General features: G+C 70.5%; 11 protein-coding genes and 1 pseudogene. All 12 read left to right on the forward strand.

The genetic code is table 11. The features are described from left to right. Positions 1–15: 15 nt before the first annotated feature. The 12 genes and pseudogenes from HS104_41445 (at position 16) to ftsZ (ending at position 15741) form a co-directional block, all read left to right on the forward strand. The gene (locus HS104_41445; protein MBE7486424.1) at positions 16–2052 is read left to right on the forward strand and encodes a PASTA domain-containing protein; all 2037 of its coding nucleotides are present in this window, start codon (positions 16–18) and stop codon (positions 2050–2052) included. Then, the gene (locus HS104_41450) at positions 2049–3575 is read left to right on the forward strand and encodes a UDP-N-acetylmuramoyl-L-alanyl-D-glutamate--2,6-diaminopimelate ligase (protein MBE7486425.1); all 1527 of its coding nucleotides are present in this window, start codon (positions 2049–2051) and stop codon (positions 3573–3575) included. The genes HS104_41445 and HS104_41450 overlap by 4 nt, the downstream gene beginning before the upstream one ends. Then, positions 3575–4996 (forward strand): UDP-N-acetylmuramoyl-tripeptide--D-alanyl-D-alanine ligase, encoded by a 1422-nt coding sequence (locus HS104_41455; GenBank protein MBE7486426.1) that lies wholly within the window; start codon positions 3575–3577, stop codon positions 4994–4996. Before HS104_41450 ends, HS104_41455 begins: the two co-directional genes overlap by 1 nt. Next, positions 4993–6123, forward strand: a complete 1131-nt coding sequence (locus HS104_41460) for a phospho-N-acetylmuramoyl-pentapeptide-transferase (protein MBE7486427.1) — start codon at positions 4993–4995, stop codon at positions 6121–6123. The genes HS104_41455 and HS104_41460 overlap by 4 nt, the downstream gene beginning before the upstream one ends. A gap of 26 nt (positions 6124–6149) precedes the next feature. Continuing rightward, positions 6150–7448 carry a UDP-N-acetylmuramoyl-L-alanine--D-glutamate ligase gene (gene murD, locus HS104_41465; GenBank protein ID MBE7486428.1) on the forward strand — a complete coding sequence of 433 codons (1299 nt, stop codon included), beginning with the start codon at positions 6150–6152 and terminating at the stop codon, positions 7446–7448. Further along, on the forward strand, positions 7445–8704 hold the full coding sequence (gene ftsW, locus HS104_41470; GenBank protein ID MBE7486429.1) for a putative lipid II flippase FtsW: 1260 nt from the start codon (positions 7445–7447) through the stop codon (positions 8702–8704). Before murD ends, ftsW begins: the two co-directional genes overlap by 4 nt. 11 nt (positions 8705–8715) lie before the next feature. Continuing rightward, positions 8716–9866 (forward strand): annotated as a pseudogene (gene murG / locus HS104_41475) (undecaprenyldiphospho-muramoylpentapeptide beta-N-acetylglucosaminyltransferase). Continuing rightward, entirely contained in the window at positions 9864–10610 is a 747-nt protein-coding gene (locus HS104_41480; protein MBE7486430.1) for a hypothetical protein, read from the forward strand. Before murG ends, HS104_41480 begins: the two are co-directional and overlap by 3 nt. Further along, positions 10603–12000 carry a UDP-N-acetylmuramate--L-alanine ligase gene (locus tag HS104_41485; protein MBE7486431.1) on the forward strand — a complete coding sequence of 466 codons (1398 nt, stop codon included), beginning with the start codon at positions 10603–10605 and terminating at the stop codon, positions 11998–12000. The genes HS104_41480 and HS104_41485 overlap by 8 nt, the downstream gene beginning before the upstream one ends. Then, on the forward strand, positions 11997–12893 hold the full coding sequence (locus tag HS104_41490; GenBank protein ID MBE7486432.1) for an FtsQ-type POTRA domain-containing protein: 897 nt from the start codon (positions 11997–11999) through the stop codon (positions 12891–12893). Before HS104_41485 ends, HS104_41490 begins: the two co-directional genes overlap by 4 nt. A gap of 139 nt (positions 12894–13032) precedes the next feature. Beyond that, complete coding sequence (gene ftsA, locus HS104_41495) at positions 13033–14298, forward strand: cell division protein FtsA (protein MBE7486433.1); 1266 nt, start codon at positions 13033–13035, stop codon at positions 14296–14298. A gap of 138 nt (positions 14299–14436) precedes the next feature. Further along, positions 14437–15741, forward strand: a complete 1305-nt coding sequence (gene ftsZ, locus HS104_41500) for a cell division protein FtsZ (protein MBE7486434.1) — start codon at positions 14437–14439, stop codon at positions 15739–15741. Positions 15742–15776 lie beyond the last annotated feature (35 nt).

Below are 15776 nucleotides of genomic sequence, written 5' to 3' on the forward strand. Positions count from 1 at the left end.
TGGATTCGCGTGCGCATGGGCATGCTGTGCGGGCTCTTGGCGCTCGGGCTCGGCCTGGTCGTCTCGTCGGGCTGGGACCTGATGATCGGCGACGGCCCGGCGTGGCGAGAGCTGGCGGAGAAGCAACGCCAGCGCCGGCTGCACGTCACGCCCAAGCGCGGCACCATCTACGACCGAAACAAGAGCGCGCTGGCCGTCAGCGTGGAGGTCCCGAGCGTCAGCCTCGACGCGGTGGAGCTCTTGCGCAACGTGCCGCCGCAGCAGATCCCGGTGGTCGCGCGCGACGCCGCGAACCGTATCGCTCAGGCGCTCTCGCTCGACCCGGCGCAGCTCGAGCGGAAGATCCTCCAGAAGCGCCGCTTCAGCTGGTTGAAGCGCCAGATCACCGCGGAGGAGGCCGAGCGAGTGCGCGCGCTCGGAAACAAGGAGGCGTCGGGTGGCAAGCCCGTGCGTGGCTTGGTCGTCGAGGGCGAAGGCCGGCGCTATTACCCGCGGCGTGAGCTGGCCGGTCCGCTGCTCGGCTTCGTGGCGCCCGACGGCGAAGGCAAGGACGGCTTCGAGTACGCGATGAACCAGGAGCTGAAGGGCCACGTCGAGCAGCTCCGGGGACTGCGCGATCGCTCGGGCCGGCTGCTCTTCTCCGACGGTGTGCAGGACGAGCAGGCGCTGGCGGGCCACAACGTCGAGTTGTCGCTCGATCAGGGCATCCAGTTCACCGCAGAGCGGGAGCTGGCGGCGGCCGCGCGCACGTTCGAGGCGTCCGGCGGCAGCGTGATCGTGGTCGACCCCTGGACCGGCGAGGTGCTCGCGATGGCGAGCTGGCCTGGGTACAACCCCAACGACTACGGCGACAGCGAGCCGACGCAGCGACGCGATCGGGGCATCACCGATGCGTTCGAGCCGGGCTCGACCATGAAGATGTTCACCATCGCCGCCGGTCTCTCCGCCGGCGTGATCACGGCGGACCAGAAGCTCTTCTGCGAGAAGGGCATGATGCCGGTGGACAACGTCGTGATCCGCGACACCCACCCGGCGGGCTGGCTCACCGTCGCGCAGGTGCTGGCGATATCGTCGAACATCTGCTCGGCGAAGGTCGGCCTCGGGCTGGGCGGCGACAAGCTCTACGAGTCGCTCTTGCGCTTCGGCTTCGGGCAGGAGTCCGGCGTGTCCCTGCCCGGCGAGGCGAGCGGCACGCTGCGCCCGCGGGGACGTCCCTGGGTGCAGGTCGAGACCGCCGCAGCATCGTTCGGTCAGGGCATCAGCGTCACCAACCTTCAGATGGCGATGGCGGCGGCGGCCATCGCCAACGGCGGCGAGCTGATGGAGCCCATCCTGATCAAGCGCGTCACGACGGCGACGGGCGAGGTCGTCCGGGAGGCGACGCCGCGGGTGCGGCGGCGCGTGATTCAGAAGCGGGTCGCGCAGACCGTCACCGAGCTGATGATCGCCGTGACCGAAGGCGAGGGCACGGGTCTGGAGGCGGCCATCGACGGCTACCAGGTGGCGGGCAAGACGGCCACCGCGCAGAAGACGGATCCGGCCACCGGGCGTTACTCCCTCGACAAGTTCATGGCGAGCTTCGTGGGATTCGTGCCGGCAAAGAAGCCCGTGGTCGCCATCGCGGTGCTCGTGGACGAGCCGATGGTCGAGCACGCCGGCGGCGCGGTCGCGGCGCCGATCTTCCGCCGCGTCGCCCAGGCGGCGCTCAAGTACAAGGGCCTGACCGCGCAGGCCAAGGAGCGGGTGGACGTCGCGACGCTGGGAGTGAAGCCCGACCGCGCCAACGTCGCCTACGATCTCCTGCGGGAGGCCCAGGGCAAGAAGCCCTCGGTGCAGGAGGGCGTTGTCGCCGGCGGGCCGGTGCCGGCGGGCAAGGTCCGGGTGCCCGACATGACCGGCTGGCCCGCGCGCGCCGCGGTGCGGCAGGCGCTCGAGCTCGGCATCGAGCCGCGCATCTCCGGCACGGGCCTGTGCGCCAAGCAGGAGCCGCCGCCGGGCGGTGTGGTCGACAAAGGCGCGAGCATCACCCTCGTGTTCGAGCCCGCTTCATGACGCTGACTCACATGGTCGCCGAAACGCCCGCCCCCGGTCTGACGCTCGGTGAGCTCGCGCGCGAGCTCGCTGGCCAGGCCGCGCGCGTCGTCGGGGACGACCGCGTTCGGATCCTGGACGTGCGGCAGGACTCGCGACGCATCGTGCCGGGGGACCTGTTCGCGGCGCGCCCTGGCGGTCGGGCCGACGGAGCGAGCTTCGTCGCGGACGCGGTGGCGCGCGGCGCGCGAGCCGTGATGGTGCAGCGCGGTAGCGCCTTGCCGGACGTCGCGGTGCCGATCGTCGAGGTGGCGGACGTGCGGCGGGCCGTGGCCTTCGCGGCCGAGGCCGTCCACCACCACCCGTCGCGCGCCGTGGGCGTCGTGGGCATCACCGGCACCAACGGCAAGACCACCACCAGCTACCTGACCCAGAGCGCGCTCTCGGCCGCCGGCGCCCGCGCCGGCCGGCTCGGTACCCTGGGCTTCGCCTTCGAGAGCGACGTGATCGACTCGCCGCTGACGACCCCCGAGGCCGACGAGGTGACGCGCTACGTCGCCCGCGTGCGCGATCGCGGCGGCAGTCACCTGGTGATGGAGGCCTCGAGCCACGCGCTGAGCCTGTGCCGCGTCGAGGCGCTCGAGCTCGCGGCGGCCGTCTTCACCAACCTGACGCAGGACCACCTCGACTTCCACGGCAGCATGCAGGCCTACGCCGCCGCCAAGCTCCGGCTCTTCACCGAGCTCTCGCCGAGGGTGTCGGTGGTGAACGTGGACGATCCGTTCGGGGTCAGCGTCGCCGCGAGCGCGAAGGGGCGCGTGCTCCGGGTGAGCAAGCGGATCGGCGCCGCCGACGTGTGCCCCGTGGAAGTCGTGAGCGACGCTCGGGGCATCCGCGGTCGCATCCGTCTGCCCTCCGGCGAGGTCGAGCTCGAGAGCCGACTGGTCGGAACCCACAACCTGGACAACCTGCTCGCCGCGCTCGCCGTGGTCGAGGGTCTCGGGCTCGACGCGGCGCGGGCGGCCCGCGGTCTGGCGGACGCGCCCGCCGTGCCAGGGCGGCTCGAGCGCTGCGACACCCCGGACGACGACGTGCTGGTGCTGGTGGACTACGCGCACACCCCGGACGCGCTCGAACGCGTGCTCGAGACCTGTCGCACGTTGACCCGAGGCGAGCTCATCTGCGTGTTCGGTTGCGGCGGCGACCGCGACCGCGAGAAGCGCCCCAAGATGGGCGACGCCGTCGGTCGTCTGGCCAGTCGCGCCATCGTCACCAACGACAACCCGCGCTCGGAGGAGCCCGGAGCCATCGCGGCTGCCATCGTGCCCGGCCTCGCGCCCCACGGCATCCCCTTCGAAGTAGAGCTGGACCGCGCCCGCGCCATCGAGCGCGCGGTGCTCTCCGCCTCGGCCGGCGACGTGGTGCTGATCGCCGGCAAGGGCCACGAGCCCTACCAGATCGTCGGCAGCGAGCGCCGAGACTTCGACGATCGCGCCGAGGCCCGCCGCGCGCTCGCGCTCCGCCGCGGGGGAGGGCAGGGCTGATGGCCACGCCCATCCCGGAGAACCGCGTCGCGCTGACGCTGGACGAGATCGTGGCGGCGACGGGCGGGACGTTGCGTCCTGGGCTCCACGCCGCCGTGACCGGTGTGACCACCGATTCGCGCGCCGACGTGGCCGGCAAGCTGTTCGTCGCGCTGATTGGCGAGAGCTTCGACGGGCACGCCTACGTAGCAGACGTGGCGCGGCGGGGCGCGCACGCGGTGGTCGTGTGCCGTGACGTGGAGGTTCCCGAGGGCACGGCCGTGATCCGAGTCGAGAACACGCTCTCGGCGCTCGGCGCGCTGGCCTGCTTCCACCGCTCGCGCTGGGGCGGGAAGCTGGTGGCGATCGGCGGCTCCGCGGGCAAGACCACCACCAAGAGCGCAGTTGCCGCCTTCCTGGAGGCAGCGCTGCCAGGCGCGGTCCACTTCGCGCGCGGCAACCTGAACAACCTGGTGGGCGTCCCGATGGTGCTGTTCGGCCTCACCGAGGCGCACCGCGTGTGCGTCGTCGAGCTCGGCACGAACCAGCGCGGAGAGGTGGCGCGGCTCGCGGAGATCACGCACCCGGACGTCGCCGTGCTGACCCTGGTGGCCATCGAGCACTCCGAAGGCATCGGGGACATCGACGCCATCGAAGCCGAGGAAGGCGCGCTCTTCGCCGCCATCGGTCCTGGCGGGACCGCCATCGGTAACGCCGACGACGCGCGGGTGCAGAGGCTCCTCGGCGCCGCGCCGGCAGCGCACAAGCTCAGCTACGGTGGCGCGGAAGCGGCGGCCTACCGCGTGGTGTCCCGTACCCTTCGGGGGCTCGACCGGAGCGTCGTGGAGATCGCGCGGCCGGGCGGCGAGCGGGTCACGCTCGAGACGCAGCTGCTCGGCAGGCCCGGAGCGCTGGCGCTGGCAGCGGCGCTTGCGGTCACCGAGCGCGTGAGCGGCGCCCGAGTTTCGAGCGAGGTGGCCGCTCGGGCGCTCGCTCTGCTCGGCGCCGGTGAGGCGCAGCGCCTGGTCCCCATCGAGCTCGGCGACGGCACGGTGGTCGTGGACGACAGTTACAACGCGAATCCCGCCAGCGTGCTCAGCTCGGCGGAGACCGCCCGCGAGATCGCCCGCGGGCGCGGCGCTCGTCTGCTCCTGGTGGTCGGCGAGATGCGCGAGCTCGGCCCGCTCAGCGTGCGCGAGCACCAAGAGCTCGGGCGTGCGCTCGGACGCTTCGGCGCCGACGCCCTGTTCGCCGTCGGCGGCGACGCGGCGTACGTGGCCGAGCTCGGAGGCGGTAGCTTCGCGGCGGACGCCGAGGCCGCCCTGGGGATGGTGCTCTCGGAGCTGCGCGCCGGGGACGTGGTGCTGGTGAAGGCGTCGCGGGGTGTGCGCGCGGAGCGAGTGGTCGAAGGCCTGGTTCGGGCGAAGGGAAGGGCGGCGTGATCTACGAGCTGCTCTACCCGCTCTCCAGCAAGTACGGCTGGGCCAGCGCGCTCAACGTGCTCCGCTACACGCCCTTCCGCGCCATCATGGCGACCATCACCGCCATGGCGCTGTGCTTCGTGCTGGCGCCCTGGTTCATCCGCACGCTCCAGACCAAGCAGATCGGCCAGGTCATCCGCGACGAAGGGCCGGAGTCGCACAAGCTCAAGGCCGGCACCCCCACCATGGGCGGCGCGCTGATCCTGCTCGCGGTGCTGGTTCCGACGGCGCTGTGGGCGGACGTGAAGAACGTGTTCGTGCTGGCGACCACGGCCGTCACCGCCGGCTACGGCGCCATCGGCTACCTGGACGACCGCCTCAAGCTCGAGGGCAAGAGCTCGAAGGGGCTTCCCGGACGCTACAAGCTGCTCGGTCAGTTCCTGATCGGCGGCGGCGCGGTCGGCTACCTGTTCCTCGGCAGCGGCAAGCTCTCGCCGGAGTGGCTGGCGATCCGCGCGCGCGTGTCGATCCCCTTCCTGGCCTTCGAGAAGCACCCCATCGAGCTGCCGCTGTGGGCGTACTTCGTGTTCGCGCTGCTGGTCGTGGTGGGTACCAGCAACGCGGTGAACCTCACGGACGGGCTCGACGGGCTCGCCATCGGCCCGGTGATGATCAACGCCGGCACCTACGTCGTCTGGGCGTACATCGCCGGCGCCGTGCTGTTCGGTCGCCCGCTGGCCGGCTACTTGAACATCGCCGGCATCCCGGAGATGAGCGAGCTCGCCGTGTTCGGCTCCGCGGTCATCGGCGCGGGCATAGGCTTCCTCTGGTACAACACCTACCCCGCGCAAGTCTTCATGGGGGACGTGGGCTCGCTGTCGCTCGGCGGCGGGCTCGGCATGCTGGCGGTGCTCACCAAGAACGAGCTCTTGAGCGTCCTGCTCGGCGGCATCTTCGTGGTCGAGGCGGTCAGCGTCATCACGCAGGTGGTGAGCTTCAAGCTGTTCAAGAAGCGCATCTTCTTGATGGCGCCCATCCACCATCACTTCGAGAAGAAGGGTTGGCCGGAGCCGCGCATCATCGTGCGCTTCTGGATCATCTCCATCCTGCTGGCGCTGGTGAGCCTGAGCTCGCTGAAGTTGAGGTGACCAAGATGGAGCTCGGTGGCAAGCGCGTGATCGTGGTGGGGCTCGGCAAGAGCGGCCTCTCGGCCGCGCGCCTGTGCCAGCGCCGCGGTGCGCGTGTGCTCGGCACCGACGTCCAGCCGGCGGAGAAGCTGCCCAAGGAGCTCGGCGGCGCCGGGCTCGAGCTCGTGCTCGGCGGTCACGCCGGCGTGGACTTCTCCGCCGCGGATCTGATCGTGGTCTCGCCCGGCGTGCCGCCGCTGCCCGAGCTCGCCCGGGCGGAGCGAGCCGGCGTGCCCGTGATCGGCGAGATGGAGCTCGCGGCGCGCCTCATCGGCGCGCCCATCGTCGCCATCGGCGGCACCAACGGAAAGAGCACGACCACCACCCTGGTGGCGCGCATGCTCGAGGCGACCGGCAAGCGCATCTTCGCCGGGGCGAACCTCGGCGCACCCGCCTGCGACGCGGTGGAGGGTGGCTTCGACGTCGTGGTGTTCGAGGTCTCGAGCTTCCAGCTCGAGCGCGCGCCGAAGTTCTCGCCGAAGGTGAGCGTGCTGCTCAACATCAGCGAAGATCACCTGGACCGCTACTCGAGCTACCAGGAGTACGCGAACGCCAAGGGCAACGCCTTCGCGAACCAAGGCGAGGAGGACAGCGCCGTGGTCCCGGCGGGTGACGCGGCGTGTCTGGCCCAGGCGCGCCGCGGCCGCGGCAAGCTCTCGACCTTCGGCGCCGGCGGGGACTACGAGGTCCGAGGGCGCCAGGTGATCGAGCGCGCGAGCGGCGAGAGCTTCTCGCTGGTCGGCGTGGATTTGCACGGGCGCCACAACCTGGACAACGCCGCCGCCGCCATCGCTGCGGTGCGTGCCCTCGGCGTCGCGCCCGAGGCGATCGCCGCGGGCCTCGGGGCCTTCCACCCGCTCCACCACCGCATGGCGCTGGTGCGCGCCCTCGGAGGGGTGCACTTCTACGACGACTCGAAGGGCACGAACGTGGGCGCCGCGGTGACCGCGCTCGCGGGCCTGGAGGAGCCGAAGGCGGTGTTGATCGCGGGGGGGCGTGACAAGCTCGGGAGCTACGGCCCGCTGGTGGATGCGCTCGAGAAGAAGGGGCGCGCGGTGGTCGTCATCGGTGAGGCGGCCTCGCGCATCGCCGACGCGGTCGGCGCGCGTGTGCCGGTGGCACGCGCGGCCAGCATGGCGGAGGCCGTGCGCGTCGCGCGGAGCTTGGCGGAGCCCGGCGACGCCGTGCTGCTCTCGCCAGCCTGCTCCAGCTACGACATGTTCGTGGACTACGTCGATCGTGGAAACCAGTTCGCGGCGGCCGTGAGCGCCCTGGAGGAAGCATGACGTTCCTGAAGCGGTGGCTCGCGCCGACCGAGCGCATGGGCCCGGTGGATCCGGTGCTCGCGGCGATCGTGGTGGCCCTGATCGGCTTCGGCGTGGTCATGGTCTACAGCGCCAGCGTCATCGAGGCGACGGTGGTGTTCCGCGACGCGCAGTACTTCTTGAAGCGCCAGGCCGTGTACGCCGGGGCTTCGCTGGTGGTGATCTGGGTCCTGTCGCGCATCGACTACCACCGGCTGCGCCCGCTCACGTATCCGATTCTGGGCGGCGTCGCGGCGCTGCTCGTGCTCTCGGTGATCGGCTTCGGGCACACCGGCGGAGGCGCTACGCGCTGGCTGCGCCTCGGCCCAGTCCACGTGCAGCCGTCGGAGGCCGCGAAGCTCGCGCTGGTGCTGTGGCTGGCCTACTCGCTGGAGAAGAAGCGCGAGCAGGTGAAGTCGTTCTCCGTCGGCATGCTGCCGCACCTGCTCATGGCCGGCGCGCTGATGCTGCTCTGCCTGAAGCAGCCTGACTTCGGCGGCGCGGTCGTGCTCCTGTTCTTGACCTTCACGCTCCTGTTCGTGGCCGGCGCGCGCATCGGTTACCTGCTCGGCGTCGCCATCATCGGCGGCCTCGCCGCGGCTTGGCTCGTGCGCTTCACCAGCTACCGCTGGGAGCGCATGCTGGCCTGGTTCAACATGAACGAGCACCGTCAGGATCTGGCCTACCAGCCGTTCCAGGCGGTGATGAGCTTCGGCTCGGGGCAGGGGACGGGGCTCGGGCTGGGCAAGGGGCTACAGGTCCTGTACCTGCCGGAGGCGCACACCGACTTCATCGCGGCCATCATCGGCGAGGAGCTCGGCTTCATCGGCGTCTTGGGTCTGGCCGCGACCTACCTGTTCATCGTGGTGCGCGGCGTGCGCGCGGCGCTCTCGGCCAAGGAAGAGTACGGCTCCTACATCGCCTTCGGGATCTCGATGCTGTTCGGGATCCAGGCGCTGGCCAACCTGGCGGTCGCGATGGCCATCCTGCCTACCAAGGGCCTGACCTTGCCCTTCGTCAGCTACGGCGGCTCCTCGCTCTTGGTGAACGCGGCGGCGATGGGCATCCTGCTCAACGTGACGCGCCCGCGGGAAGGCGCCGCGGAGAACCAACGTGTCGCCGAGGGCGGACCCAAGCCCGAGGCCAGCGCGATGCTGGTGTCCGAGGCCAGTTTCTCCGAAGGCGAGCCGAAGAAGAAGCGCGCCGCTCGCGCCAGGCCGGAGGAGGTGCCGTCGTGAGCCGGCCCAGGTTGCTCCTGGCTGGTGGCGGAACCGGCGGCCACGTGTTCCCGCTGATCGCGGTGGCGGACGCGCTCTCGGAGCTCGCGCCCGAGGTGAGCCTGGTCTTCGTCGGCACTGAGCGCGGCATGGAGGTGAAGCTGGTTCCGGCCCGGGGCTACGCGCTGGAGCTGATGCGCGTGCTGCCGATCCGCGGCGGCGGCCTGAGCGGCGCGGTGCGTGGCGTGTGGCGCGCGATGATGAGCGTTCCGGAGTCGCGGGCGCTCCTTGCCAAGCACGCGCCGCGCGCGGTGGTCAGCATCGGCGGTTACGCCGCGGGGCCGATCTCGCTGGCGGCGCGCCTCTCACGGGTGCCGCTGGCGCTGATCGAGCCGAACAGCGTGATGGGCCTCGCCAACCGCCTGACCGTGCCCCTGGTTCAGCGCGCGTACTTGGCGTTCCCACAGGCAGAGAGGCACTTCGCGCGAGGCACGGCGCTCGCGACGGGAGTGCCGATTCGCGCGGGCTTCGAGCCCAGGCCGTACGCGCGGAGGAGCGGGCCGCTCCAGGTGCTGGTGATCGGTGGCAGCCAGGGGGCGAAGTCCTTGAACGAGACCGTGCCGGCGGCGCTGGCCCAGGTGGCTGCCCCGCTCCGCGTCACGCACCAGTGCGGCGTCGCCCACGCCGACAGCGTGCGCGCGACCTACCAGAGGCTCGGCGGGCGCTTCGCCTGGGAGGTGGTGCCGTTCATCGACGACATGCCGGCGGCGCTCGCCGCGGCGGATCTGGTCATCGGCCGCTCCGGGGCCAGCGCGGTGAGCGAGATTGCCGCCGTCGGGCGCGCGGCTTTGTTCGTGCCCTACCCGTACGCCGCGGGGGATCACCAGCGGCACAACGCCGAGACGCTGGCCGAGGCCGGCGCAGCGGTCTCGGTGGCGGCGAGCGAGGCGACGGCGGAGCGCCTGGCGCGCGAGATCGAGCAGCTGGCGACGGAGCCGGGGCGGCTCGAGCGAATGGCCGCTGCGTCCATGGGTTGGGGCAAGCCGCACGCCGCTCGCGACATCGCGCTGGATCTGCTCGCGCTGGCCGGGCTCTCGCCGGTAGGGGTGTGCGGAGCCAAGGACGACGAGCAGGCGAAGCTGCCCGACAACGGCGCGAGTCGACTCCTGGAGGTGCCGGGATGATCTTCGACAAGCTGTGCGAGATCGATCTCGAGATCGAAATCGACGCCGACAGCGAGTTCGACGTCGAATACGAGCCCATTGCGGAACTCGAGTACGAGTACGAGCACGAGCACGAGCACGAGTACGCGGGAGTGGACGAACTGCTGGAGCAGAAGCTTTCCAGCGCCTCCGAGCTCGCCGGTGGCTTGGGTCCTCGAGCAGCCGCTCGCGGCTGCGAGACCTCCACCACGCCGCCAGTCCTTGGCACGAGCAGATCACGATCCGCCACTGAGGCGTTGACGCCCGAGAATGCCGGCGAGGCCGGCGGAAGCTTCCTCGTGCGAAGCGAGAGTCGCGAGGCGCTGCTGGATGCCGAACGAGAAGAGAACAAGTCCCCCAAGAATCCCGGCGGGGCCGGCGGAAGCTTCCTGGTGCGAAGCCCGAGTCGCGAGGCGCTGCACGTGGACCAGCGGACGGTGTCTCGAGCATCCGAGCTCGCAGGTGACTGGGATTGTCGAGCCGAGGGCAGCGATGGCGAGACCGGAACGACGTCCAAAGTCTTTGCCATGATCAGATCACGATCCGCCACGGAGGCCTGGACGCCCGAGAATCCCGGCGGGGCGGGCGGATCCCTCCTGGTGCGAAGCGATGATCGCCAGACGCTGCCGGTCGCCCGACGCGAAATGAAAAACCCAAGAGCGGCCCGCGATCACGCCCTGCGCAGCACCGGTAGCGACGACCCCGCCGGAGGCCACCATGTTTAGGGGCCGCGTCCGGCACGTGCACTTCATCGGGGTCGGCGGCATCGGTATGTCCGGCCTGGCCGAGATCCTGCGCACGCTCGAGTTCGACGTGTCGGGCTCCGACATGAAGGAGGGCGAGAACACCAATCGCCTGAAACGCCTAGGGGTGCGCATCGACGTCGGGCACCGCGCCGAGAACGTGAAGGGCGCCGACGTGATCGTGTTCTCGAGCGCCATCGGGGCGGAAAACCCCGAGATGCGCGAGGCGGCGGCCCGTGGCATCCCCATCATCGCGCGCGCCGAGATGCTGGCCGAGCTGATGCGACTGAAGTACGGCGTCGCCATCGCCGGCAGCCACGGCAAGACCACCACGACCTCGCTGGTGGCCACCGTGCTGCGCGAGGCGGGCTTCGATCCCACGGTGGTGGTGGGCGGTCGCATGGCGGCCCTCGGCTCGAACGCCCGCCTGGGCGCCGGCGACCTCTTGGTGGCCGAGGCCGACGAGAGCGACGGCTCGTTCCTGCGCCTGACGCCGACCATCGCGGTCATCACCAACATAGACGCCGAGCACCTGGACTTCTACGGCACCCACGAGCGCGTGAAGACCGCCTTCGTCGAGTTCGCGGAGCGTGTGCCGTTCTACGGCCTCAGCGTGCTGTGCCTGGACCACCCGCACGTGCAGGACATCCTGCCGCAGATCCGCCACCGGCACGTGACCTACGGGCTGTCGCCGCAGGCCGACTACGCCGCGCGCAACGTCCGTCACGCCGGCCTGACCACCACCTTCATGGCGTATCGAAAGGGTGAGCCCCTCGGGGAGTTCTCGGTGCGCATGCCCGGAGCGCACAACGTGCTGAACACGCTGGCGACGATCGCCGTGGCGGACGAGCTGGAGGTGCCGCTCGACGTGATCAAGTCCGCGCTGGCCGGATTCCACGGCGTCGCGCGCCGCTTCACCGTCACGCACGAGGTCGGCGGCGTCACGCTGGTGGACGACTACGGGCACCACCCGGCGGAGGTCATGGCGACGCTGGAGGCCGCCCGCAAGGTCTTCGACCAGCGCGTGCTGGTCGCCTTCCAGCCACATCGCTACAGCCGCACTTCGCACCTGTTCGACGAGTTCACGCGCGCCTTCAACGTCGCCGACTCGGTGATCATCGCCGACATCTACGCTGCCGGCGAGAAGCCCATCGCTGGGGTGAGCGCCGAGAGCCTGGTGGAAGCCATTCGCAAGCATGGGCACCACGCCGTGCGCTACGTCGGCGACAAGGCCGCCATCGCCGAGACGCTGGCCGCGGAGGCGCAGCCTGGCGACGCCGTGATCGCGCTCGGGGCAGGGGACATCAACAAGATCTTGCCCGTCATCGCGGACAAGCTCGAGGCGCGCTTCGGAAAGGGGAGCAGCGCATGAGGGCGAAGAAGCACGGCGCGACGCTGTCGGCACCCGACGAGAGCGGCTTCGTGGACGGCGAGAGCCCGAAGCCCGGACCGGTCGCCGCGAGGAACGCCCGCGGGCGGAGCGAGCCGCCGCCCGAGGGGCCGGGCTTCTTCCGTACCGCGTGGTCGTTGGCCAAGCTCCTGGCCGGCGTGGTCATCGTGGTCGGGGCCTCCGGTCTGGTGGCCTGGGGTGCGCACCGCTACGCGCTGAGCTCGCCGCGCTTCGCCATCCGGACCATCGAGGTGAAGGGGCAGAAGCGCAAGACCGACGAGCAGATCGCCCAGGTCGCCGGCGTGAAGCGCGGCGACAACGTCTTCGCCGTGGATACCAACAAGGTCGAGCAGAAGCTGCTCGCCGATCCCTGGATCAAGCAGGTGAAGGTGGCGCGCGCGCTCCCGAGCACGCTCAGCATCGAGCTCGAGGAGCGCGAGGTGGGCGCACTCGCGTCCATCGGCGAGCGCCTGTACCTGGTGACGAAGTCCGGTGAGCCCTTCAAGCCCATCGAGGAGGGCGATCCGTACGACCTGCCGGTGGTGAGCGGGGTGACGGCCGAGGACCTCGGTCGGGATCGCGCGCGGGCCGTGGAGCGCATCGCGCTCGGGCTCGAGATCGTGCGCCACTGGGAGCGCATCCCGATGAGCCGCGTTCACCCGGTGCAGGAGGTGCACCTCGCGGCCGGCGGCGACGTCAGCCTCACGCTCGGCAAGGCCGGCATCACCGTGCACGTGGGCAAGGGCCCGTGGCGCAAGAAGCTCCTGATGGCGGAGCGCGTGATCGGCCAGATGGAGAAGAAGGGCCGGGTCCCCGGCATCGTGTTCGCCGACAACGTCGCCCACCCCGAGCGGGTGGTGGTGAGGATGCGATGAGCGGTCAACTTTCCGGATGTGGGATAGGGCCGGAATCCTTCGTGAAAATTTGGCCCGATGGAAGGCTCTCTGGCAGCGTCGGCCCTGCTCCGAGGCCCCTTGAAAACGCGCCGCCGGAGCCCCGAGGAGCCCCCAACCGATGAGCTACAGCGCCCTGTCCAGCCCCGAGATCGTGGTCGGGCTCGATCTTGGATCGACCAAGGTCAGCGCCGTGGTCGGCGAGGTCGACGCCGACGGCATCACCATCCTCGGCGTCGGCAACGTGCCCTGCAGGGGACTGCGCAAGGGTGTGATCAGCAACATCGAGTGGACGGTGCGCTCGATCCGCGAGGCCATCGACGCCGCGCAGACCATGGCGGGCGTGGAGATCCGCACGGTGTACGCCGGCATCGCCGGCTCCCACATCCGCAGCCACATGTCCGACGGCGTGTGCGCCATCAGCGGTCGCGAGGTCACGCGCTCGGATCTTGAGCGGGTGCTCGAGGGCGCCCGGGCCATTCCGGTGGACGCCGATCGCATGATCCTCCACGCGCTTCCCCGCGAATACGTCGTGGACAACCAGGACGGCATCCGCGATCCCATCGGCATGAGCGGCGTGCGCCTGCAGGTGCGCTGCAACCTGGTGACCGCCGCGACCAGCTGCGTGCAGAACGTGGTCCGCTGCGTCGAGCGCTGCAACCTGCAGGTCGCCGACGTGGTGCTCGAGCCCCTGGCCAGCGCCGACGCGGTGCTGTCCGAGGACGAGAAGGAGATCGGCGTCGCCGTCATCGACATCGGCGGCGGCACCACGGACCTGATCCTGTTCGCCGACGGCGGCGTGGCCCACGTGTCGGTGATCCCGGCCGGCGGCAACAACATCACCAGCGACGTGGCGGCGGGGCTGCGCACGCCGATGGCGGAGGCGGAGCGGCTGAAGCGCAACTACGGCTGCGCCCTGGGTCGCATGGTCAACGACGACGAGGAGATCGAGGTGCCCGGCGTGGGCGGACACGGCCCGCGGCGCGCGGCCCGGCGCCTGCTCAGCGACATCATCGAGCCCCGCGTCGAGGAGATCTTCAGCGAGGCACGCCGGCGCATCGAGGAGACCGGTCTGCTCGAGCAGGTGTCGAGCGGCTGCGTGCTCACGGGCGGAGCGGCGCTCATGGAGGGCATGGTCGAGTGTGCCGAGGAGATCCTCGGCATGCCGGTGCGGCTCGGGTTCCCGGTCGGCGTGCGCGGCATCGTGCAGCTGGTGCAGGGACCCCAATACGCCACCGGCGTCGGGCTGGTGCGCTACGGCGCCTCCCAGCTGGCGGAGGCGTACTCGCGCGGCGGAGCGGTCCCCATCGCGGACAAGGCGCTGCCGATCGAGCAGGCCGACAGGCAGAGAAACGGATTCTGGAGCTGGATCAGGGCGGCGTTCTGAGCGGTATCCGGGAGCAGCAGGCGACAAGAAGTACCAACGGAAGCACAGGCGAAAGCGACGAGCTCCACCAAGGGGAGGCAGGCCCCGGAGCAAGTCGAAAGGGATCGCGGCGAAGGCCGCACCGGGAGGATGAGGAAAATGACGTTCTCGATCGAGTTTGCCGACGAGACCCAGCAGTATCAGGCCCGCATCAAGGTGATCGGGGTCGGAGGCTCGGGAGGCAACGCAGTCAACACGATGATCCACTTCGGCCTCGAAGGCGTGGAGTTCATCAGTGTCAACACCGACGCCCAGGCCCTGGGCTCGAACGCCGCGGCGCAGAAGATCCCCATCGGGGCGAACCTGACCCGCGGGCTCGGCGCCGGCGCCGATCCGGAGCGCGGCCGCAAGGCGGCGCTCGAGGACGTGAACCGCCTGAAGGAGTCCCTGGAAGGCGCCGACATGGTCTTCATCACCGCCGGCATGGGCGGCGGCACCGGCACCGGCGCGGCCCCCATCATCGCGCAGATCGCCCGGGAGCTCGGCGCCCTGACGGTGGGCGTGGTGACCAAGCCCTTCGTGTTCGAGGGTAAGAAGCGCGCGCGTCAGGCCGAGGCCGGCATCGCCGCGCTGAACGACCACGTGGACACGCTGATCACCATCCCGAACGAGAAGCTCATGACCCTGGCCGACGAGGAGATGACCTTCGTGGACGCCTTCCGCAAGGCGGACGAGGTGCTCTTCCAGGCCGTGAAGGGCATCAGCGATCTCATCACGCAGGACGGCATCGTCAACGTGGACTTCGCCGACGTGCGCACGGTGATGAACAACATGGGCCGCGCGCTCATGGGCACCGGCTGCGCCAAGGGCGAGGGCCGAGCGCGCCTGGCCGCGGAGCACGCCATCACGTCGCCGCTGCTCGACAACATCAGCGTCGAAGGCGCCACGGGCGTCCTCATCAACATCGTCGGCGGCCCCGACATGAAGATGAAGGAGATCCAGGACGCCGCGAGCCTGATTCAGGAGCAGGCCCACGAGGACGCCAACATCATCTTCGGCGCGAGCATCGACGAGAGCATGGGCGACGCCATCAAGGTGACGGTCATCGCCACCGGCTTCGACTCCGCCGACGCGGAGATCCCCGTCGAGATCGCGGCTCCCACCCGCGTGGTCGCCTCCGCCCCGAGCCGCCGCGACTCCGTGCGCGACGCGCTGCGCGAGGGCTTCAGCAGCATGCCGCCGTCGCGCGCCGCGCACTCGACCGCGCGCCCGGCCATCAATCCCGATCTGGTTCCCGCGATGAGCACGCGCCGCCCGGCCGCGCTCGCCGCGAGCCTCCAGGCCGGAAGCTCGCCCTTGTCGAGCGCGGGCCCCGAGGTGCGCTCGCGCATCTCCTTCCCGGCATCCCTCGACGCCGATGCGGACTGGGACACTCCGGCGTTCCAGCGTCGCAACGGCGGATGACGCTCCCGTTCTGATCGCCTCCCGTTGGTATGTTG

Source organism: Polyangiaceae bacterium (assembly GCA_015075635.1).
Taxonomy (GTDB): domain Bacteria; phylum Myxococcota_A; class Polyangia; order Polyangiales; family Polyangiaceae; genus JADJKB01.